This window comes from Enterococcus moraviensis ATCC BAA-383 (genome assembly GCF_000407445.1).
Lineage (GTDB): Bacteria > Bacillota > Bacilli > Lactobacillales > Enterococcaceae > Enterococcus_L > Enterococcus_L moraviensis.
This window is the reverse complement of sequence record NZ_ASWB01000001.1, coordinates 1,006,333-1,028,638: the sequence shown is the minus strand read 5'-3', so window position 1 is coordinate 1,028,638 and position 22,306 is coordinate 1,006,333. Positions and strand designations below refer to the sequence as shown.

28 protein-coding genes are annotated in these 22,306 nt (G+C 33.1%); all 28 read left to right on the top strand.

Annotation, left to right across the window (positions count from 1 at the left end):
- Positions 1 to 112 precede the first annotated feature (112 nt).
- On the top strand, positions 113 to 553 hold the full coding sequence (locus I586_RS04865; RefSeq protein WP_010764278.1) for a hypothetical protein: 441 nt from the start codon (positions 113 to 115) through the stop codon (positions 551 to 553).
- Between the two features lie 5 nt (positions 554 to 558).
- Entirely contained in the window at positions 559 to 999 is a 441-nt protein-coding gene (locus I586_RS04860) for a hypothetical protein (protein WP_010764279.1), read from the top strand.
- 98 nt (positions 1,000 to 1,097) lie between these two features.
- Positions 1,098 to 1,649, top strand: a complete 552-nt coding sequence (locus tag I586_RS04855; RefSeq protein ID WP_010764280.1) for a pentapeptide repeat-containing protein — start codon at positions 1,098 to 1,100, stop codon at positions 1,647 to 1,649.
- 240 nt (positions 1,650 to 1,889) lie between these two features.
- On the top strand, positions 1,890 to 2,348 hold the full coding sequence (locus tag I586_RS04850; protein WP_010764281.1) for a YrhA family protein: 459 nt from the start codon (positions 1,890 to 1,892) through the stop codon (positions 2,346 to 2,348).
- Between the two features lie 567 nt (positions 2,349 to 2,915).
- Positions 2,916 to 3,116 (top strand): hypothetical protein, encoded by a 201-nt coding sequence (locus I586_RS04845; protein WP_034701525.1) that lies wholly within the window; start codon positions 2,916 to 2,918, stop codon positions 3,114 to 3,116.
- 11 nt (positions 3,117 to 3,127) lie between these two features.
- Positions 3,128 to 3,490, top strand: coding sequence for a hypothetical protein (locus tag I586_RS04840; RefSeq protein WP_010764284.1), 363 nt, complete (start codon positions 3,128 to 3,130; stop codon positions 3,488 to 3,490).
- Between the two features lie 255 nt (positions 3,491 to 3,745).
- Positions 3,746 to 4,066 (top strand): hypothetical protein, encoded by a 321-nt coding sequence (locus I586_RS04835; RefSeq protein ID WP_010764285.1) that lies wholly within the window; start codon positions 3,746 to 3,748, stop codon positions 4,064 to 4,066.
- A gap of 603 nt (positions 4,067 to 4,669) precedes the next feature.
- A complete protein-coding gene (locus I586_RS16910; protein WP_016249968.1) occupies positions 4,670 to 8,386 on the top strand; it encodes a BspA family leucine-rich repeat surface protein in 3,717 nt (1,238 codons plus the stop codon).
- Between the two features lie 1,899 nt (positions 8,387 to 10,285).
- A complete protein-coding gene (locus I586_RS16905) occupies positions 10,286 to 10,687 on the top strand; it encodes a DUF1310 family protein (RefSeq protein ID WP_081630797.1) in 402 nt (133 codons plus the stop codon).
- Positions 10,688 to 10,819: 132 nt separating this feature from the next.
- Positions 10,820 to 10,981, top strand: a complete 162-nt coding sequence (locus I586_RS17550; RefSeq protein WP_016249967.1) for a DUF1310 family protein — start codon at positions 10,820 to 10,822, stop codon at positions 10,979 to 10,981.
- Positions 10,978 to 11,217, top strand: coding sequence for a DUF1310 family protein (locus I586_RS17545; protein WP_341830610.1), 240 nt, complete (start codon positions 10,978 to 10,980; stop codon positions 11,215 to 11,217). The genes I586_RS17550 and I586_RS17545 overlap by 4 nt, the downstream gene beginning before the upstream one ends.
- 49 nt (positions 11,218 to 11,266) lie before the next feature.
- Positions 11,267 to 11,662, top strand: coding sequence for a DUF1310 family protein (locus tag I586_RS04810; protein ID WP_016249965.1), 396 nt, complete (start codon positions 11,267 to 11,269; stop codon positions 11,660 to 11,662).
- A gap of 163 nt (positions 11,663 to 11,825) precedes the next feature.
- Entirely contained in the window at positions 11,826 to 12,236 is a 411-nt protein-coding gene (locus tag I586_RS04805) for a DUF1310 family protein (RefSeq protein ID WP_010764292.1), read from the top strand.
- Entirely contained in the window at positions 12,233 to 12,598 is a 366-nt protein-coding gene (locus I586_RS04800) for a DUF1310 family protein (protein WP_010764293.1), read from the top strand. The genes I586_RS04805 and I586_RS04800 overlap by 4 nt, the downstream gene beginning before the upstream one ends.
- Positions 12,599 to 12,777: 179 nt before the next feature.
- Positions 12,778 to 13,179 carry a DUF1310 family protein gene (locus I586_RS04795; protein WP_016249964.1) on the top strand — a complete coding sequence of 134 codons (402 nt, stop codon included), beginning with the start codon at positions 12,778 to 12,780 and terminating at the stop codon, positions 13,177 to 13,179.
- A gap of 49 nt (positions 13,180 to 13,228) precedes the next feature.
- A complete protein-coding gene (locus I586_RS04790; RefSeq protein ID WP_016249963.1) occupies positions 13,229 to 13,624 on the top strand; it encodes a DUF1310 family protein in 396 nt (131 codons plus the stop codon).
- The gene (locus tag I586_RS04785; RefSeq protein ID WP_010764297.1) at positions 13,621 to 14,856 is read left to right on the top strand and encodes a hypothetical protein; all 1,236 of its coding nucleotides are present in this window, start codon (positions 13,621 to 13,623) and stop codon (positions 14,854 to 14,856) included. The genes I586_RS04790 and I586_RS04785 overlap by 4 nt, the downstream gene beginning before the upstream one ends.
- Positions 14,853 to 15,215, top strand: coding sequence for a hypothetical protein (locus I586_RS04780; RefSeq protein ID WP_010764298.1), 363 nt, complete (start codon positions 14,853 to 14,855; stop codon positions 15,213 to 15,215). The genes I586_RS04785 and I586_RS04780 overlap by 4 nt, the downstream gene beginning before the upstream one ends.
- A gap of 2 nt (positions 15,216 to 15,217) precedes the next feature.
- Positions 15,218 to 15,505, top strand: a complete 288-nt coding sequence (locus tag I586_RS04775) for a hypothetical protein (protein WP_010764299.1) — start codon at positions 15,218 to 15,220, stop codon at positions 15,503 to 15,505.
- A gap of 800 nt (positions 15,506 to 16,305) precedes the next feature.
- Entirely contained in the window at positions 16,306 to 16,728 is a 423-nt protein-coding gene (locus I586_RS04770) for an SRPBCC family protein (RefSeq protein WP_010764301.1), read from the top strand.
- A gap of 170 nt (positions 16,729 to 16,898) precedes the next feature.
- Complete coding sequence (locus I586_RS04765) at positions 16,899 to 17,378, top strand: hypothetical protein (protein ID WP_010764302.1); 480 nt, start codon at positions 16,899 to 16,901, stop codon at positions 17,376 to 17,378.
- A 51-nt stretch (positions 17,379 to 17,429) separates the two neighbouring features.
- Positions 17,430 to 17,819, top strand: a complete 390-nt coding sequence (locus tag I586_RS04760; protein ID WP_010764303.1) for a hypothetical protein — start codon at positions 17,430 to 17,432, stop codon at positions 17,817 to 17,819.
- A 78-nt stretch (positions 17,820 to 17,897) separates the two neighbouring features.
- A complete protein-coding gene (locus I586_RS04755) occupies positions 17,898 to 18,218 on the top strand; it encodes a hypothetical protein (protein ID WP_010764304.1) in 321 nt (106 codons plus the stop codon).
- Between the two features lie 126 nt (positions 18,219 to 18,344).
- Positions 18,345 to 18,566 carry a DUF2087 domain-containing protein gene (locus I586_RS04750; protein WP_034701790.1) on the top strand — a complete coding sequence of 74 codons (222 nt, stop codon included), beginning with the start codon at positions 18,345 to 18,347 and terminating at the stop codon, positions 18,564 to 18,566.
- A 94-nt stretch (positions 18,567 to 18,660) separates the two neighbouring features.
- Positions 18,661 to 19,173: a GNAT family N-acetyltransferase gene (locus tag I586_RS04745; RefSeq protein ID WP_010764306.1), complete on the top strand. Its 513-nt coding sequence runs from the start codon at positions 18,661 to 18,663 to the stop codon at positions 19,171 to 19,173.
- Between the two features lie 104 nt (positions 19,174 to 19,277).
- Positions 19,278 to 20,738 carry an amidase gene (locus I586_RS04740; RefSeq protein WP_010764307.1) on the top strand — a complete coding sequence of 487 codons (1,461 nt, stop codon included), beginning with the start codon at positions 19,278 to 19,280 and terminating at the stop codon, positions 20,736 to 20,738.
- A gap of 9 nt (positions 20,739 to 20,747) precedes the next feature.
- Positions 20,748 to 21,593, top strand: a complete 846-nt coding sequence (locus tag I586_RS04735) for a transporter substrate-binding domain-containing protein (protein ID WP_010764308.1) — start codon at positions 20,748 to 20,750, stop codon at positions 21,591 to 21,593.
- Complete coding sequence (locus I586_RS04730) at positions 21,594 to 22,274, top strand: amino acid ABC transporter permease (RefSeq protein WP_010764309.1); 681 nt, start codon at positions 21,594 to 21,596, stop codon at positions 22,272 to 22,274.
- Positions 22,275 to 22,306 lie beyond the last annotated feature (32 nt).

The following is a 22,306-nucleotide window of genomic DNA, read 5'->3' as shown; positions in this document are numbered from 1 at the left end:
CAGTAAATAACCATTGAGTGTATCAAAAACAAGATTAACTATATGTAAGAGGAATGTAAGTAAGATTAAATAAGATATGATGGCATAACTAAATAGTTAATGAGGAGTGCTAGTGAAAATAAAAGAAGTAGTTTGTAGTACAATAAAAATTAAAAATAGTTTTGAAGAATCTATAGGAAATTTTGATATTTTAACTGAGAAAATGGATGATAATTTTACTCCGTACCGTATTGAGCAGAGCGTAATGATGTGGATCAATGAGGAAGGGGTCTTGGGAGAAATAGAATGTGTATTCCCAGAACAAGTAAACGATGAAATTACTTTGATTTCCAGTAAAATTGTTAGGGAACAGAATGGTTTTCCAATAATTAACATCAACGAAGAAACCAGCTGTAATGAAGTTTTAGTGTTTGCGGATGATGACTATTTTGTACTATATTTTAACAATACAAAAGAATATGATATGAAAATTATTTCTCAAAATCTTGTTTTTTACTTGTTTAATTCTGAATTAATTGCTATTAAGGCTATGGTCTTAGGAAGTGAGTTGTAAAGCAAATGAACAATGAAAGAATGATCGCTAAATATTTTAAAGAGAATTTTCCTACAAAACAATTGAGATACGAGATGTACTTGGACCATAATAAGTATTTAAAGATTCCAGAATTAGTCTTTCGTTTTCAAGATAATGTAGATTCAGTAGCATACGATGAATTAAAGAGATGTGTGGAATCATTTTCTGGGAAATTAGAATGGACGGTCATAAAAGGTTTTTTTGGAAGGAAAAATATAAATTATAGTTTGTCTCCAAAGGTAATGTATCAATATTATAAGGATCAGTTTGATAAAGAAGAATTTCCCTCACAGGAAGAATACTTTTTAGAAGAGACTTTTAGAAAGATATGTGAAGATGCGATTGAAGATATTCCAGCTTTGTATAAGTATATTAAGAATAATTTTGCGTGGAAAGACGAATACCAAAAACGAATAAGTGAGTAGTGTGTATCGGTATTAAAAAAAAATAGCCGATTTTCCATAGGAGGATATACTTCATTAAAACAACTATAAATGAGCAGCTAAAACTACACAGTCTATATGTGAAGTCTTTAGGCAGAGAAGGAACCAAACTTATTTTAGAGGAAGCTAATTTTGAAAAAAGTAATCTAGAAAATGTTGACTTGACAGAAGCAAGTTTAACAGAATGCTTTTTTGATGGGATGATCATCAAAGGAACAGATTTCTTTAGAACTGAATTGTATTCTTCTAGTTTCAAGAAAACTAATATAATTAATGTTAATTTTACTAAGGCGAAAGCAGATTTTGTTTCTTTTAAACAAGCCAAAATCGACAAAACTAATTTTCTAAAGGCGGATTTACCAGAATCAGATTTCTCATTTTCTACAATTAAGAGCAGTAGCTTTATTGCTAGTGATTTAAGGGAGGCAGATTTTAGTCATGCTACACTCGCCAATGTTGATTTTGAACTTGTAAATATTGAAGAGACGATTTTTAAAGGTGTAGTGCTTAAAAATATTATTAATTTAGATAAAGCGATGGTGGAATCGATTAATATTGGTTCGTTGGATGAACCTGTTATATTGGAGAAAGAGGAAGCTTGTAAATGGTTATTGGATTGTAATGATAGATAATTTGTGACTTTAGATAATTAGGAATGCTTCTGATAATGACTATCAACAACTAGGTAAATTACTTAAATCTAAGATAAATTGGTTCTATTTCGACGTGTTAGAAAATAAGTTGTTGGGGCTGTTAGAAAACGAAGTAACAACAAACTATAGCGTTGAATTCTCGAACATAGACACATTTTATAAATAATACAGTAGATGAGAGAAAAAGATTTTTTCCATCGAAAGATAAGGATAGTATAAATGTGGAAGAAGTTACTGAAAGATATAATAAGAGAAAAAAAGAACTATGAAGAACTTGTAAATCGAGGCGTAACTGATAATGAATTATCAAGTTTAAATGAAAAAAGTTTAACTGAGTTTGCATTTAAGTTTCCAGTTAGTTTCACCGATGTGTTAAAAGAAATTAATGGTTTAGAATTCAATGGAACAATTCTATATGGTACTGATGAATACTTATTAGACAGTGATGATGGCATCAAACAGAGGATATATGGATTAATTGAATATAATAAAATCTGGTATGAAGTTGAAACGAACAAACAATTTATTTTTTTAGGAGAATCAAATATTAGCTGGTTTGTTTACGAAAAGTCTTCAAACATGTTTTGTGAACTTGATAATCCTTCTGGCGAGCTGATTGAAAAATTCAATACTATTGAAGAATTGCTTGAGAAAATGTTGAAAAATGCTTTGGAATAATATTTAATGCTAATTTATTTAGCTAAACTATTTTAGGTGTTTTTTTCACTAAAAAAGAAATTCATTAGAGGTAATGTAGAATTTAAAATATTTAATGGGAGTGATTATGTTGACGATGATTGAATTAATTAATCATGATTCATGGATAAGAAGCGAGAAAAAAGTAGGTATAAAATTAGAATGTGATGGACAAAAAAATTTCTAATAGAAAAATAGAGAATTTAGATTTATGAAGGTCTATAGTGGCAGAAACTCACTTCTCTGATACAGAACTTATACAAATTGTTTTTTTTATATTCCAATCTTTCTGCTGGTGTATTGAATAAAAATATTCTTACAATATAAAATCAAAAAGAAGATTTAATTTGGGTCAAAGTGTTAGATGTTTTATGGATTTCTTGACTGCTAAAAGATAGTAGTATCTAATAATAGAGTCAATGGTAACGTTAGGATAACTTAACGATCTATTGACTTTATTTATATTATTACAAGGATTGTGAAAGGTATAATATCTTTGTCGAATCTAAGAGTTTTTTTTTGCGGAATAGATAAATAGTAGCCGATTGTTTGACTAACGCAAATCATGTAATTAAGGAAGGACAATTTGTTCCCGAAATGAACGGATATGTCATACTTGTTGGTGGTGAAGGAAGTGTTAAATATGCATTTGTAGGATTAGATAGAGCAACAGGTAATATTACTACCTTACATTTAAAATCTATAAAAGAGCTTGCCAAAAGAGCACCTAGTTTAGGTTTGATACCATAGGAGGAAATAAGATGATTATTGTAAAAAAAATTAACTGGATAGATGAAGACTCAGGAGAGGCGGATATTACATTGTCTGATGGAAGATATTCTATAGAATGTTTTTGTAGTGATTGTAATATATCAGAAGGGGATATATTTTCAGATATCGTATACGGATTTAATGTTAAAGATATTGTTAAAAGCTTTAATAAAGAATATGAAATAGGTAAAAATGAAAATGGTTATCATATTCAAGGTCAACTTGTAGATGAGGCAAGCGAAATTATGCAAATCGGAGAACTTAAAATAGATTTATCTGATGGTGATATTCCCAAGGACATTAAACAAAATGATTATATAGAAGTTGACATTTCAAGAATTGATATTTATTAAAGGAGGTAAAATTCTTTGACTAGTAAGCTAAAACTATACTAATCAGTTACCCAAAATATTGTGACCAAAGCAGGACGCAATAATAAGAAACATACCAATGTAAATACAGAAACTTGAATGAATAAAAAAGTACATGTATCAAGAACTAGTGGAGATTTAGAAACAATGTATAGAATAAAATAGTATTAAAGAAAATCAAAACAAGTAGTGGAAACCTTGCTTTGATTTTTTATTTTAACCTTGGTATTGTAGAAAATGGGTTTTGCTATTCAGTTTGAAGAATATTCCTCTAAACTGTGTGTGGATGATAAAACATACGGAGAGTACAGAGCGGATATCGAATTAGATATACTATCAATGAACATTTATGACTGGTTTAGCAATTTTGTTCAAGCGATTATATTGTCTAAAAATAATAATATAGTTTATATCAGTGATGTAGAGACATCGGAAGTATGGATAAAGATGATACCCGATGAGGAAAATATTCAAATTAGTGAAATCTATGCTGATAAACCTGATGGAAGTCACTCAGTTGAAACAGATATAAATATAGATGAAAAGAATAAAATATGAAAAAAAACTGTAAAAGTTCAAGATTTTTAAAAATAGTTAGTTTTTATAATGAAACAATATTTATTAGAAATTGAATAAATAAGTAAATAAACGAATGTATATATCTGTAAAATAGAAATTAAAAATGCAGATAAAATAAATTTAATAAAAAGATACGTTACCAATTAACGGGAATCTATCTAACATATGTTGCAAATCCGTAAAATCCTGATAAGGGATGATTATTAAACTCTTCTTTTTTATCATAAATCATTGTTGGTGTTGAGAAAAAAGACGAATCTAGCATTAATTTAAAAGTGGAAAGTATTTAATTGAATAAGTTGATGGAACCAACTCGTATAGGATTTTCAAAATAGAGAATGAGCCTTTTCATTTTTAATGACTGGAGAATAGAAACTAAGATCACTCTAACTAATCAGTTATTGTAGTCTATTTTTTCTTTTACTACAGTTAATAGTGTTTTTTTTAAAAATTTCATTCTAAATAAAAAAACATTTGTTCTATATTAAAAATATAATTTATAATATATAATGACAATTGTAATAAATATTATATAAGGAGAATAAATAAAAGGGGAATTACGGATTGGAAAAGGAGAAGAGTATGATAAAAAAATTGTTGTTAGTAAGTTTTTTAGTAATGATGTTGGTTGGTGGTTTTAGTCAAGCACATGCCGAAGAGTTAAAAGGTGATGAGTACGATTTTATAGAGTATGATGTAAAAACAAAAAAGGAAACAGTAATTTCTTTTAGTGATACCCTTTACGAGGGAATGCCTGAACAACTGGATGCAAATTTTCCAGCTAATTTAAGATTAAATAGAGAGTTAGGAATCATAGGTGAAGATGATCGAATAAAAGTTCAAAATACAAGTGAATCTCCGTATTCAGCTGTAGGGCAATTTGAATATCCCGGTCATGTAGGCAGTGGGGCGTTGATACAGAAGAACCTTGTATTGACTGCTGCCCATGTTGTTTGGAGTCAGCAATTTTTAACGGATGGTAAATTTGTTCCAGCACGTAATGGGTATGATAACAAAGCTTTTGGCGAAGCAAAAATTGAGAAAATCTATATTTTAAAAAAATATAAAGAAGCACCAACAAATGAAACAGACTTTGCTTTGGTGAAATTAGACAGAAATATTGGTGAGAAAACGGGTTGGTTTGGCTTGACTTATCAAGATAAAGTAGGAGATACATTTGTGACTAGTGGTTACCCCGCATCAGTAAATAATCAGAGCGATTTCTGCATGTATACTGCTACAAAAAGTATTGATGAGAAAATAACCTATCAAATGAATGGGAAAGAATATGAAATGAAATCTTGGGAAAAAGATCAAATTTTTACATTGTTTGATGGTACTAAAGGACAAAGTGGCTCTCCAATCTATGATTTGAATTCAAGAATAACTGGAGTATTCGCTGCATATGTATCAAGTCCTGTAGAAAAGAAAACCCTGTATTCAATGGGATCAAAAATTTCTAAAGAAAAGTTTGCAATGATTCATACTATATTAAATCAAGAAAATGCTAATTATGTCCCTGTCGATACTATTTCAATAGAACCCAAAAAAGTTACGATGGGAATAGAAGATACGTACAAACTAGAAGCTGTTTTCTCTCCAACCAATGCAACCTACCAAGGTGTGGAATGGAAAAGTTCCAGCAAATATGTGAGTATCAATGAATTTGGTGAAGTTTCGGTATTGTTTGATATGTTAGGAACAGTAACAATTACTGCAACATCTATCGATAATGGAAAAACTGCAACTGCTGAGGTTACGATTGTCCCCAAGCGAATTCCTGTAGACACATTGAAAATTCAACCGGAGAACGTCTCTTTAAAAGTTGGTCAGAGTGAGCAGTTAACCGCAACGATTGTCCCTGAAAATGCGACAATCAATCAAATGAAATGGTCTTCTTCGGATCCTTCTGTAGTAAGCATTTCAAAAGATGGAATGATTAAAGGAATACAGGTGGGTGAAGCGACGATCACTGCTAGAACTGAAGATAATAAAGAAGCTGTGAGTACAATCCATGTGACAGAAGAAGATGGACGGTACGGAACTGTTCCGTGGTGGTGGGATGAAGAGTCAGAGACTTTGACTTTTGGCGGTGGAGAATTTCCTGATTCGCATGAGCCATATCTTTACCAAGTCGAAAATTCAAAATTATTGAATGGGAAAAAGATAAAACAAATTACATTTACTGAGCCAGTTAAAGCAGCAAAATACTCGAGTATAGTATTTGAATATCTATCCTCTTTAAAATCAATTAATAACTTAGGGTTACTTGATACATCTAATGTCATAGCTATGGACGGAATGTTTTATGGAGCTAGTAGCTTAACAGAGCTGGATGTATCCAATTGGGATGTCTCTAAGGTGAAAAAGATGGGCTCAATGTTTTCTGGCGCGAGAAGTCTAGTCAGCTTAGATGTTTCTAACTGGGATACATCTAATGTAGAATACATGAGTGGTATGTTCTCTAATGCATGTAATTTATTAAATTTAGATGTTTCCAACTGGGATACTTCTAATGTACTTGATATGAGTAGAATGTTTTACGGTGTTTATAAAATAAAAAGTCTAAACGTTTCAAATTGGAATACATCTAATATGACAAATATGGGTTCGATATTTGAGGGTGCACGTTCTTTATCAGATTTAGATGTAAGTAACTGGGATACTTCTAATGCGGAATACATGAGCGGAATGTTTAAAGGAGTCGCCAATATAAAGAGTCTGGATGTAAGTAACTGGAATATTAGTAATGTAAAAAATCTAACTGGGCTATTTGAAAAAGCAAGTGGCTTAATGAGCCTGGATATAAGTAAGTGGAATACTAGTAATCTAACCAATATGGAAAGGATATTCAGTGGAGCAAGTAGCCTAACAAGTTTAAATGTAAGTAACTGGGATACAAGTAATGTAACGAAGATGGAGGGAATATTTTCTGGAGCAAGTAGTCTAACAAGTCTGGATGTAAGTAATTGGGATACAAGTAATGTAACAAAAATGGATGAAATCTTCAAAGGAGCAAGTAGTCTAACAAGTCTGGATGTAAGTAAGTGGAACACTAGTAAGGTAACACATATGACTAGAGTATTCAGTGGAGTAAGTGGCTTGAAAAGTCTGGATGTAAGTAAGTGGAATACAAGTAACGTAACAAAAATGGATGGAATATTCAGTGGTTTAAGTAGCTTAACAAGTCTAGAGGTAAGCACGTGGGATACAAGAAATGTGACAAGCATGGCTGGAACATTCAGTGGTCTGAGTAGTTTAACAAGTCTAGATGTAAGTAAGTGGGATACAACGAATGTAACCTATATGGGTGGCGTATTTAGCAGTAGCAGTCTAACAAACTTGGATATAAGTAACTGGAATACAAGTAATGTAACGGTTATGAGTAGTATGTTTAGGAATGCAAGTAGTTTAACAAACCTGGATATAGGCAACTGGGATACCAGTAAAGTAATGACTATGAGTTATATGTTTGATGGAGCAAGTAGCTTAACAAACCTGGATATAAACAACTGGGATATTAGTAGTGTAACATTGATGAATTATGTATTTAATGGAACAAGCAGCTTAAAACGTTTGAGTATAAGTAAATGGAATCCCTCTAATGCAACAAGTATGAATCATATGTTTGATGGAGCAAGTAGCTTAACTAGTTTGGATTTAAGCAATTGGGATACCAGTAAAGTGACAAGTATGAGCTATATGTTTGCCAAGGTAAAAGATTTAACACATCTAAATGTAAGTAAGTGGAATATTAGTAATGTAAAAAATGTAGATAGAATGTTTTATGAAGCCAGTAGCTTAACAAGTCTAGATGTAAGTAACTGGGACACAGGTAATGTGAAAAATATGACTGATATGTTTTTAAGTGCAAGCAGTTTAACTAATTTAGATGTAAGTAAGTGGAATACCAGTAACGTCACAAGTATGTATGGTATGTTTCGTTTAACAAGTGGTTTAACAAGTCTGGATTTAGGACAATGGGATACAGGGAAAGTAACAAGCATGTATCGTATGTTTAGTGGAGCAAGTAGCTTAACAAGTCTAGATGTAAGTAATTGGGATACCGGTAAAATAACAACTATGAGTTTTATGTTTGAAGATACAGAGAATTTGGATAGCCTCACATTAGGTAAAAAAAGTCTCTTTGACTTTTCTGTTAAATTACCAGGGCGAAAAAATGCAACATATACTGGTAACTGGATACAAGGGAACCAAAAATATCAATCAAGTTATGAATTTATGAAAAAATATGATGGTACAGCACCAGGGACGTATAAAAGAGAAGTACAAAATTAAAACCATTTATATCCAAAATAGGAGCACGATATTAGTGCTTCTATTTTTTGTAAGAGTACGATTTTATAAACTAGGAACACTCAACGTAGTGAACCTAGTTTATTTTTATCAACATCACTTCGTCAAAACTTCACCCGTAATCTTCCTCTCTCCATCCAACTTCCTAACCTTCTCCTCCTCAATCTCCATCAACCTCAAAAACTCCTCAAAAAAAGCATGAAACAAATGCCCACAAGCATAATACTCCTTCACAACCTTTTTCTTATTAATCGGTCCTTTCCGAAACTGAAAAAAATGATCCAACACAGCAAGTGGCTCCTCCTAAGACTGCAACCGATTCAACGTATGCTGCAAATCCGTAATATCCTGATAAGGAATCACCTTTAAACTCTGACCTTCTTTTTTCATAACCCATTTCCTCCCATTTTAAAAGTACTCTTAAAACCAGTAACACGAAGCGCTGAACAACAACATCCAACGCCTCATATACGTAACTCATCTATCTGAGCATTGACTCGGGCAACTATTAAACAAACCAGTGATAAAAACGACTTATGGATGATTTTTCTAAGCCTGTCCGTATTCCTATCACTTTCTTCTCAAAGCAAAACAAAAAACGCTACTGTAGTTTTCGTGAACCACCAATACCGTCATCAATCTCCTAGATAAAGCCCAAATCCTCCATAAAATACAAAATCCCAACCAAAAGTTTCCAGACAGACTAGAAAATCCCAGTAAAATTAGGTACAATAAAAAGAGCTAGTGCTTTTGTGCTAGCAATTGGCAACTTGTATAGATAGTTTCTGCTGTCTATGCAAGGCTTCATCATGTGATTGCTGTCAGATGGTGAAGTGCCTTTTTGCTTTGCACCAACACAACTGACCAAAGAGCAGAGTGGATGATGCAAAGTACAAGGTGAACGAAGCGAACGTTTTCTCCTTGTCCTATATCTATAATGAATTATTTGCTTTACTTTGAACGAAACCTCCTTTTACTAGATTTGTAGAATAGAAAAAAACGATATCAGGTAACATCACCCAATATCGTTCACAATAGTCCAAAGAATCATCTACCACTCATTTAAAGTAACCCAAAGAGAATCCAAGAAACCTATAGAAAAATAGGCAAACTTTAGGTACAATGAAAGAAGCTAGTACATGTTGCTAGCACTATTGGCAACTTGTTTGGGCAGTTTCTGCTGTCTTTACAAGGCTTCAAATGCTTGGTTGCTGCCAGGCTTTGAAGTGCCAATTTATTTTTATATTCTGATTTGAACAGTTCATGTTAGTATGAGCTGTTTTTTATTGCAAATCACAGCGATTACTTGTAGAGCTGATGATGCGCAATACTTGGCGACCAAAGAGAGAGAAGTGTCCCTCGTTCTATTCTACCTCTTAAGTATATCCGAAAAGAATACGAACACGCAACATAATTTTTCTTACAAATACGATTAAATAACACAAAAAAATGCTCTCTTATATATAAGGAAAAATAACAAAAAAATTTTTCAGTAGGTTATTTTTAACCTCAAATGACAGCTAGATATAAGTAAAATAGTTCATTTAAAAGTATGACAGCTTACTGTTTAAGTTGAACTAAAAATGAAAAAACTGAGCTTGGCGTGGTAACGTATTCGAGAATGTAATCTCAAAAAAAATGAAATTTTCAAAATATTTTGAAAAAAATATATAGCTTCTTGTGTTAAACTAATGAGTGGTATATTTTTTTTACAATAAGATAAGAAATTGATGGTTGGAAATTGAATTAAATGATCCCCACAAGAATTACGCACGTTTAAAACAAAACGCACAGACAATTCGCAACAAGTTCAAAATGTCCTATAGAGACTGCAATCAGAGCAAGACACTCTTCAATGAGATTGGGAAAGTAGTGGTTAGAATGAAAAAGAAACATAACTTTTCACTAGTTATAGCAATTATTTTACTAATAATAGTAGCTGTAGCAGGCAAAATATACATGGATAAAAAGTCATTCAATGATGAAATGGTAAAGGTTGTAAATGATAACAAATCGATAATAGAAAAAGAATTAAAAGCTAAAGGTACATCCAAGAGAATTCATAAAATTAACATTGACTATACTACAATAAAGCGTAATCCAATGGGAGGAATAATGTTTGGGGGATTTGTTAATGGTGAAAAAAAATTAGCGTTTTCAACAGGCTTAACTAAATACATTATGTCAGAGAATGGTGAATATAGTGACGTTCAATCGACAGGTGTAGATATAACAGAAGAATTAGATGATTATTTATCAGAAGGTGTTGCAAGTGACAAGTAATTTCACAGATAAAGATAGGGATAATATAAAGTTATTTAAAAGATCAACAGCTAAGTGTAAAAAATACAATGAGGCTTTCTAAGAATATATTGCAGTTTAGAGATAAAAGAGGAACTACAGGGAGTGCTTAGAATGAAAAAGAAACATAAAGCGTTATTAGTTATAACAATTATTTTACTAATAATAGTAGCTATAGGAGGGAAAATATATATGGATAAAAAATCATTTAACGATGAAATGGTGAAGGTTGTAAAGAGTAATGAAGCGAAGAAAGTGTTTATGAAAGAACTATAAAAAATAACGATCCTAAAGCTTTTACGGCAGATGGTGTTATTCAATCTTATGAAGTTGATTACGATACCGTCAAACACGATCCGATGGGAGGAATTATGGTAGATTTGATTGTTAATGGCGATCAAAATTTAATAATAGACGTAATTTTAGATAAAAATAATGAAGGCATTTTAAGAAATAGTGCGGGAGGGACATCCTCTGATTTAGATGACTTATTGAATAGAAAGAGGGAGTGAAGTTAGAAAAGTTCTAGTCACAAAAAAAGAATTACTGGGGGCGGTTAGAATGGAAAAAAAGCATAAAGTTTTTCTAGTTATAACAATTATTTTACTAATAATAGTAGCTATAGGAGGGAAAATATATATGGATAAAAAATCATTTAACGATGAAATGGTGAAGGTTGTAAAGAGTAATGAAGCGAAGAAAGTTTATGAAGAAACGATAAAAAATAATGATCCTAAAGCTTTTACAGTAGGTGGTATCATTCAATCTTATGAAATAGATTATGATACTATCAAACATAATCCAATGGGGGGGATAATGCTTAATTTAATTATTAATGATAACAAAAATCTTTATATACACGTGATTTTAGAGAAGGAAAGCGATGGAAGCTTAGGGAATAGTTCTGGTGGTACTTCTTCTGAACTAGATAATATGTTAACAGGAGCAAATATATGACAAGTAATTACTCTGATAAACAGCATGTGGCTATTGCAAAGAAACAGGTGGCTATTACCGATACAAAGCTATCAAATAATTCATTGCTAGAATATCAGATCAATATAAAAAACGTATAAGGCTTTCTAAAAGATCTACTTCAGATCAAGGAGGAGTGCTTAGAATGAAAAAGAAACATAAAGTTTCATTATTTGTAACAATTATTTTACTAATAATAGTAGCTGTAACTGGCAAAATATACATGGATAAACAGTCATTTAACGATGAAATGTTGAATATAGTAAAAAGTAAAAAAGCAAAAGAAGTCTATGAAAAGACTTTAAAAAATAGAGATCCAAAAGTATTTACAGATGAAGGAATTATTCATTCGTATAAGGTAGATTATGAAAGTGTTGAGCATAACCCAATGGGAGGAATAATGCTTGATTTAATCATTAATAATAAAAAGTCTCTAACCATAGCCGTTATTTTAGAAAAAGGTAATGATACAAAGTCATTAAGAAACGCAGCGGGTGGTGCTTCTCTTGAATTGAGTCAATTGTTAGAGAGTGGAAGTGAGGAGTTAGTAGAATGAAGAATAAACGGATGAAACGTTTAATGATAATAATAATGATGCTAGGATTATTTATATTAGGAATAGGTGGGAAGACATATATGGATTCAAAAAAAAATATGATTGAAATAGTTAGAAAAAATGAGTCTCTTATAGAAAATGAACTAAAAAAATATGACAGATTTAAAAAAATTCAATCAATTTCGATCAATTATGAAAGTATTCAAAAAAGTCCAATGGGAGGGATATTGTTCCAAGGTTTTGTGAATAATGACCAAAATTTAATATTTAATGCAGGCCTGCAAAAAAACAATTCTCTTATTGAAGTTGTTAATACTTCACCTAAGAAAAAGTTACATGATTACTTAGAAAAGGATGATTAATTAAATGAATGATAAACAGAGAGTTGAATATGCTAATTGGGAGTACTCAAATCTAAACGAAGGAGATCCTATTACTATTAAAGGAGAAGGAACAATTGGCTACTCTTAAAAGTAATTAATATTAAAAATACTGGAGAATAAATAGTAGAAAAACGATTACTAATTAAGGAGCTATTAAAATGAAGAATAAACGGCTGACATATTTAATAGCAATAATAATGACAATTTTGTTAATTGCAATAGGAATAGGAGGAAAGATTTATATGGATAAAAAGTCATTTAACGATGAAATGGTGAAGGTTGTAAAGAGTAATGAAGCGAAGAAAGTTTATGAAAGAACTATAAAAAATAACGATCCTAAAGCTTTTACGGCAGATGGTGTTATTCAATCTTATGAAGTTGATTACGATACCGTCAAACACAATCCGATGGGAGGAATTATGGTAGATTTGATTGTTAATGGCGATCAAAATTTAATAATAGACGTAATTTTAGATAAAAATAATGAAGGCATTTTAAGAAATAGTGCGGGAGGGACATCCTCTGATTTAGATGACTTATTGAATAGAAAGAGGGAGTGAAGTTAGAAAAGTTCTAGTCACAAAAAAAGAATTACTGGGGGCGGTTAGAATGGAAAAAAAGCATAAAGTTTTTCTAGTTATAACAATTATTTTACTAATAATAGTAGCTATAGGAGGGAAAATATATATGGATAAAAAATCATTTAACGATGAAATGGTGAAGGTTGTAAAGAGTAATGAAGCGAAGAAAGTTTATGAAAGAACTATAAAAAATAATGATCCTAAAGCTTTTACAACAGATGGTGTTATTCAATCGTATGAAGTTGATTACGATACCGTCAAACACAATCCGATGGGAGGAATTATGTTTAATTTAATTATTAATGATAACAAAGATTACTATATACATGTGACTTTAGGGAAGAACAATGACGGAACCCTAAGAAATAGCTCTGGAGGTCCTTCTTCTGAACTAAATGATATGTTAAGGGGAGTGAATAAATGACAAATAATTATTCTGATGAACAGCGTGTGGATATTGCAAAAGAAGAATATGCTGAATATAAAGAAGGGCAACCTGCGATGATTGATGAAGGAGCAACAACAATCGGCTACGTCTCAAAAGTAGTAAACAACAAAGAAACCGGCGAACAAGCCTATATCATTACAGATGTAGAACTACCCAATAATCCAACACCAGAACAGGCAGCAAGCGTCAACAATGTAACTGTAATTTACCGCGGATCCTCTGAACCCTTTAAAGAAGATGATTGGATGAAGGATTGGTTGGATAATGATATACCTATAGGAAAACAAATTTTAACAAATGATTTTACTGGACCAACTCTTCAATTGAAATCTTCTGCAAAAACTCTTGATGCTCAGATGGAACTATATGAAAATGCTCGTTTTGATATTTATGGTCATTCCCTTGGCTCAATGAACGGACAATATGCTCTTGCTGCTAGCAAGTATCCTGAGCGTATAGGTGGCGCTTATCTGTATCAAGGACCAAATATCTACGGTTTGCTAACTAAAGAACAAAAACTACAAGCCGACAAACTAAGAGATCAGATATTTAATTATGTCGATTTTAAAGATGTGATTCCGATTGGGTATGATCTTAAAGGAATTGGAATTGTCATACCGGTAAAGTCAAAAGAAGATGTTGGAATGATTGATCGCCATATGTGGGGTGGCTATCAGTATGATAGTAATGGAAACCTTAGTGTACCAGAAGGTAAAATGATTGCAATCAGAACTGCACAAACAAAGATATTTATTAAAGATCAACTAGGCACCTTAGGGAAATTAGCAGCTAAATTAAGAGCAAGTGGTGGTGGTTTGTCGTCTTCAGAAGAAATATTTTTAGATAGTCAATGCGTGCTGGCCATTGCGAACGGTGTCTATCAACTCGTGCAACAGGCGATTCAAGATCTAGCAAAAGAATACGATACGCAAATAACAGAGATTGAAGAGTTGTGGGATGATACATTGGAAATCGCTAGAAATATAGGATCCCATTTAAATGACAGTGAAATGATAGAGGCTTTATCGGCGGGAGGGTGTACCAAACAAACATTAGTTACTCAACCCGTTACGGATCTTAAAGATAAATTTTCTGAAATTAAAAGTATTGGTGCAGACTATGTTTCATTAGTTGATCAGATAAAAGCTGGAGTAGAAGAACAGTTAGCTGCTGATCAAGACCTTGCAAGACAGGTAGCCAATCTATGAGTACTGATCAAGAAAACGTTAAAATCAAAGAAACCATGGAGAATATGGAATTAGATTTTTTGAAAAGTAAACGACTGTTTGAAGAACAAGAAGAAGAATTGATGTATGGACGTGATCGAACCAATCGTACATTTGACGACCTAGCTGAATCTACAAGCTATTATCTAAGAAAATTTGAAGTAGAGGATGATGAATTTCGAATAGCGATGTCTATCATTGAAGAACATAAAGAAGAGCTTTTGACAGAGATAAAACAAGAGCAAAGAAAACTAGAATCAGCTTTTGAGGACAGTAATTATGAATATAAAAAACAACGAGATAGTCTAGAAGACCAATTATTAAGCATTAGGAGTGAATAAAAATGAGCAAAAAAGGGTTAGTTGATGGGGCAGCACTAGATGCTTTAATGAAAGAAAAACAGAAGCAAGCAGAAAAAGCAATTATTCAAGCTTCTATAGCAAGCGCAGCACTTTCAAAAATGCAAGGTAAAGTAAATAAAATAGAACAGAGTACCAAAGACACCATGAATGTAACAAAAGAAAGTGTTAATAATGTAACAAATGATATGTCTAGTTCTCTAAAAGGAGCTTGGGGAGATAAAGCAAAAGAAAGTTTTGCAAAAAATAGTGAAAAATTAGACGGAGTTTAGATAAAAAAATAGTTTTGACGGATTTCATTTGTTAAAGGAAAAAATAAATACGTTGAAATTAGGTCTGGAGTAACTTAGACAAGGGGACTGTTATAATATTACTTGAAATAGTTGTACACTAATTCTCTGTCACTAATTAAAGAGCAAACTAATTCAGAAATACAAACATATAAGGTTAAAGAGGATTGACTATTACAATTGTTTGATAGCAAAAAAAATAAAGCAACTTCATTTTTAGAAGTTGCTTTATAAGCTTTTGTATTTTTAAGTAGAAATGAAAAGACTAAATACGCGGTTAGTGATAGAAAACAAGCTCTGCTAATTTTTACAAGAAGTGAGCCTAAATCATAGTGAATAGAAAACTATTTTTAGAGCTCAATCATTTCTTCTAATGATAGAGTATCTGGATCTTGAATGGGAAGAAAATTCAGTATTAGGATAATTCCTGTTAACCAAATTAAGAAAATGATGAAATATGAATTTCTAATGCTCTCTTTTCTACCAGGCATAATAATGAACCATCCTATCTTGACATTGTTCTGACAATTTCGAATTTATAGGGGTTAATTGCATCTAAATAGTTGTGCATATACACAATATTTATTTTCAAACGCTACACGTGACTGTATCCATTTAATTGCCTTTTGAAAACAAAGATATCTGTGACTGTAACCGTAGTAAAATAGTTTCCTTATTATTTATTCTATAGCAGTACATTTAACACTATAATGAGTCCGCTTACATGTTATACTATAGATACACCAATTATCATCAAAAAAAACGCAAAAGGAGGTTCTACAATGAAACACATCAAAAAAGAATTCTTACTTAATTGCACTCCAGAAAAAGCTTGGCAGATTGTCGTTGATCGTAGCAAATATGAAAAATGGGCTGCTGCTTTTCAAGAAGGATCAACCTATTCTGGTGAGATGAAATTGAACGAAACGATTTCATTTGTTGATGAGTCAGGGAATGGTTTGGTTGCTAAAGTCGTCGTTTTTGAACCAGAGAAAGAAATCAAATTCGCATTCTTAGGAGAAATTACTGATGGTCAGTATGTGGAAGTGCCTAAATTTGCCGAGATGCTTGAGCATTATTTATTTGAGCCAGCTGGTGATCAAACGAAAATGCTTGTAGATGTTGTCATGGATGATGAGTATTATGAGATGATGAATGATTTATGGGATAAAGCAGGAACCGAACTGATAAGATTAAGCAATTAGTGATGTAAAAAGTTAAACAGATAGTTAAAATGATAAAATCTAATAAAAAAAGTGGGACAATAATCGGGAAAAACGGATTATTGTCTCCTTTTTTCATTTAAGAGTACACAAAGAGCACTCAAACTAGTAGAATTAAAATAAGGATTTAATAAAGAAGGGATGGCATCAAAATGAAAAAGAAGATTTATCTAGCCAGTTTTTCACTAATTTTATTAGCTGGTTTTGCAACGTATACAATCTATACAAAGACGAACGACTCTCAAAATATTGAGGAGACGAAACGTATAAATCAAGTTCTAGACAAAGAAACACTCGAGCAATCCAAGGAAAAAAGAAGTGAGAAAAATAGAGAAGACTTTTCAGTTGACTTTAAAAAAGCTGATGCTGAAACGATATACAACACATTTAACGATTCAAATGCAGATTCGATTATCAATAGTTTAGAAATATCTAATGATGATTCGGATAGAATTTTAGTGTCTCCAGATGGAACAATCCTATCAGGGCAAGCAATTATAGATGAAAATGGAACTGAAGTTGATTCTAATACGGATAAAAATAGTATAACGGTTAAAGAGCTTAAAGACTTGGTTCTGAAACACAAAGAAAAAATAGATGAATTAGCTACTCAAAATAGTCCGCTAGAATAATACTGAAAGACAGAAAATCACGTAACGTTCGTTTCGTAAAAAGGAAAAAAGATGAAAAAAATCAGACCACAAAACCCAATTTATCTTATACTCAGCCTATTCATTCCATGGCATTTTATCAATACTTATTATAGTTTAAAAAGTGATACCCTCACAATAAGTCGTTACTATGCAAGGAAGAATTCAAACGATTTTGATAAAAAAGTTGATACCATAGATATGAAAAAATTAGTGACGTTTGGCTTACCAAAGGATTTTGGTACAACAATTCAAGAACCAACAATACGCGGAAAAAAAGGAACGTATAGTTCTCAAGAAATTCAGTTTCTTTTTGAGGATAGCAGTATTATAGGATGGAATGTTCGTCCTTATACGAAAAAGCAACTAAGACAGTTGTCAGAATTGATTTATCTAAGGTATGGTATTATCGCCTGTGATTAGTTACAAAAAGTCTTGGGAATCAATAGCGAATCAAAGTATGACTTTAAAGGATAGTTAAGAAGAAAGGAAATTAATTATATGAAGAAAACTTTAAAAAAACAACTGCTTATTTGTTTACTCTACATAATAATTCCCTTAGCTTTAGGAGCCTTAGCGAGCATCTGGATCAAACTATCAATTTTTACGATCACAGCCATTCTTTATGGCATAATGCTTATTTTTATGGTCCCATCAGATGTTTTTTTCAGCAGTACATTAGATTACAATACAAAATCTGTTAATCCAAGTTATCAACATGAAAAACCAGATTTTATCGGTGGCACTAAACAGCAGTTGCTTCATTTTGCGGTAGTTTCTCTTGGATTAGTGGTCTGTTTATTGCTTCTTTTGATAAAATAAGTCCTACTTGTCAATGGGAAATGTGTGAGGCGCCTACCACTATTGAAGAGCTTACTGTGATGTTATTGCTTGTAGAAAAGGATGAGGTGAGGTAAATTGGAAAATAGGTTTTTTGGAGAAGATGGTATGTTAAAAGTAATTCCTAAAAAAAATAAATTTAAAATGGAAATATTTCATGTGATTATTGCTAAATTTGAAGAAGAGGTTATTTATTCGGAAAAAGAAGTGAATTATATTCTGAAAGATTTTTATCATGATTATGCGCTATTAAGAAGATATTTAGTAGACTATGGTTTTTTATCGAGAGATTCTTATGGAACGGAATATATGAAAATAAGTGATCAGTAAAGATGGATTTGTAATAGTTCTAACGGTAAAACTAACGATCAGCTGATTTATTTTGTCTTTGTTCTAAAAGAAGAGTGGAAAGAAGGGAAAAAGAATGATAGAAATCAAACCAATAACGCTAAATGAACTAGCAGAGTTGAAAGCATTAAGTATTAAAACCTTCACAGATACTTTTGCGAAAGACAATACGCCAGAAGATTTAAAAGAGTATCTTGACCAAGCGTATACAGAAGAAAAATTAACGAGTGAGCTTCAAAATAAACAGTCAGAGTTCTATTTTATTTATTCAGATGATCTACTAGCAGGATATTTAAAACTCAATGTAAATGATGCCCAGACTGAAACCATTGAGGAAGATACGTTAGAAATTGAACGAATTTATATCGATTCAGGTTTTAAAAGGCTAGGACTTGGCAAAATGCTTTACAATAAAGCGATAGAGCGAGCGAAAGCGTTAAACAAGACCGCTATTTGGTTAGGTGTTTGGGAGCGTAATTTTTCAGCGATGAAATTTTATCATAAGATGGGATTTACTCAAGTAGGCGAGCACTCTTTTTATATGGGAGAGGATGAGCAGACGGATTTGATTATGAAGATGGAACTATAATAATCTTTCCACCTCCGAGAATGACATTCTCTCAAGCAAAATAACCCTAAAAATTCCCCAACAACCTGTATAATAAAACCATCAGGATTGTAAGGGGGATGATCATGAAAGACGGCTTATACTACGCAACACAATTTAGAGACAAAAAGCTAAGCGTGGCAGAATGGATCGATGAACGAGCGCAGCAAGTAAAAATGTTAAATCCTAAACTCAATGCATTTGTCGATTGGGATGCAGAATCAGCAAAAAAACAATACGAAGCTAGAGGAGCAGAAACTGGTCCTTTTTTTGGCTTGCCAATTCCGTTAAAAATGTTAGGGCAAGACAAAGCAGGAATGAAATCAACTTCTGGTTCTCGTTTGTTTACAGAAAACCGTGCCACTTCTACGGATAATTTTGTGAAAGGGTTAGAACGATTAGGCTTGATTCCATTAGGGAAGACTAATGCACCAGAGTTCGGCTTCAAAAATATTTCTGATCCGACGATTTACGGACCAGCGAGAAATCCATGGAATCTTGATTATTCACCAGGCGGTTCTAGTGGTGGCGCGGCGGCAGCTGTTGCTAGTGGCTTGTTTCCAATTGCTGGAGCAAGTGATGGCGGCGGTTCGATTCGAATTCCTGCTTCTTTTAGTGGACTGATTGGACTGAAGCCTACGCGTGGCAGTATGCCAGTTGGGCCTGATGGCTGGCGTGGTTGGCAAGGAGCCTCAATTGATTTTGCGTTAACCGTTTCAATGAGAGATACCGAAGTGTTATTTTATCATTTACGCGGAACCGAAAAAGCAGCACCTTATCAAGCACCAAAAGCGGAATGGGAACATCAAACAGCAGCAAGGAAACCAGTTTTGAAAATCGCTTTTTTAACGGAATCGCCTGTTGGAAAACCGGTTTCAGCGGAGGCAATAAAAGCAACCCACAATGCAGCAACATTTTTAGAGCAACAAGGACATGAAGTAACGGAGATCCCGTATCCAGTGAATAGTCGTCAATTGATCGATAGCTATTATCTGATGAATGGTGCAGAAACAGCTGCGATGTTTGAAGGGATTCAAGAGGCAATTAGGCGGCCGCTTACCAAGAATGATATGGAATTAATGACTTGGGGTATCTACCAATATGGAAGACAGCTGCCAGCAAGTCAGTATACAAGATCACTTCAACTGTGGGATCAAGTGGCATATAAGATGGAGCAATTATTCGAGGAATACGATGTAGTATTAACGCCGACTACAGCGGATATCGCACCTAAAATCGATTCAGAATTACAGAGTGATCAGATTCGTAAAGACTTGGCTCAAGCAGAAACATTGTCTATTTTACAGTTAAAAGACTTAATCTATGATATGTTTGAAAAAAGTCTGACGATTACGCCTTTTACTCAGCTTGCTAATTTAACGGGACAACCTGCAATTAGTTTACCTACTCATGTAACAGCATCAGGTTTACCGCTAGGCATTCAATTTATGGCATCCAAAGGTCGAGAAGATGTATTATTTCAAGTAGGAGAGTTGTTTGAGCAAGAGCAGAAATTCTTATTACCAAAATATTATCGTGAATCATAGGAGGTTCAAATGAAGAAAGTATTCGCTAGTTTCAGTATTGCTGTATTAAGTTTAGTTCTCGTTGCGTGTGGTGGTACGAAAGAGCAGACCGCTGAAAAAGATAACAGCTGGCAAAAAGTCGAGGATGCGAAGAAGTTAACAGTTGCTACATCAGGAACGCTATTCCCATCTTCTTATTATAATGATGAAAACAAATTAACGGGTTATGATGTGGATGTCATCACAGAGGTTGCCAAACGGCTGGATGTTGATGTTGAATTTAAAGAATACAATGTAGATGGCCAAATCACGTCAGTGGATAAAGGTGAATCGGATTTAGCAGCGAATGATTTTGGGTTATCAGGGGATAGAGGCAAAAAATTCATCTTATCTTCTCCAATCAAGTATTCATTTGACAGCATGATCGTTCGAAAAAGTGATGATTCTGGGATTGCGTCTCTTGAGGATTTAAAAGGAAAAAAAGCAGCTGGCGAACCCAATACCAGCTATATGAAAATCGCAGAAAAATACGGTGCAAAATTAGTTACCTATGATAACGCAACAAATGATCAATATCTGACAGATGTAGCGAATGGTCGGACAGATGTTATTTTAAACGATTATTATTTACAAAAAATGTCCGTAGGTGCGTTGCCTGATATTCCAGTGAAAATCTTAGAAGATGTGTATTTCAATGCGAATTTTACTGGCTTTTTAATGAAAAAAGATAGTGTTGCATTAAGTAAAAAAATTAATGAGACATTAAAAGCAATGGCAGATGACGGAACCATGAAAAAAATCTCTGAAACGTATTTCCAAACAGATGTTTCAGTGGAGCCGAAAGAAAAAGTGACAGAAAGTGTTTCAGCTGAATAGATGTATATACCAAAAATTGATTTTCAGTTAATGATCGATTCGATTCCCTTTCTGCTGACTGGTTTACCCTATACAATTGGCATCAGTGTCGTGACGTTTTTGATGGGGAATGTTCTTGGTATTATGTTGACGGTTTTAGGAATGTTGCCTTCAAAAGTGATCAAAGGTTTTATTCGATTTTACCTTTCGTTTTTACGTGGCGTTCCAGGGTTGGTTTTGTTATTTCTACTGTACTTTGGACTTCCCTATCAGTTAAGCGCACTAACGGCGGCTTGTATTTGTTTTAGTTTGACGAGCAGTGCGTTTATTGCTGAAATTTATCGTGGCTCGATTGCTGGAGTTGAAGCAGGGCAGTGGGATGCGGCATATGCGTTAGGGTTGCCGTTTGGAAAAGTGATGCGCAAAATTATCTTGCCGCAAGCTTTTCGGATTTCGATTCCAGCTTTGGGGAATGTGGCAATGGATTTGTTAAAAGGCACATCTTTAGCTGCCATGATCACGATTCCAGATATTTTCCAAAAAGCCAAAATCGTGGGTGGAAGAACCTTTGATTATATGACAATGTATATTTTAGTGGCAGTGATGTATTGGCTCTTATGTGTAGCGATTGGTTGGGGGCAAAGCTGGTTGGAAAGACATTATATCAATCGTTATAAAGGCAAATCGGAAGTGAGATCGTAAAATAAACTGTGTAAGGGGCTGTGCGAAAGGCG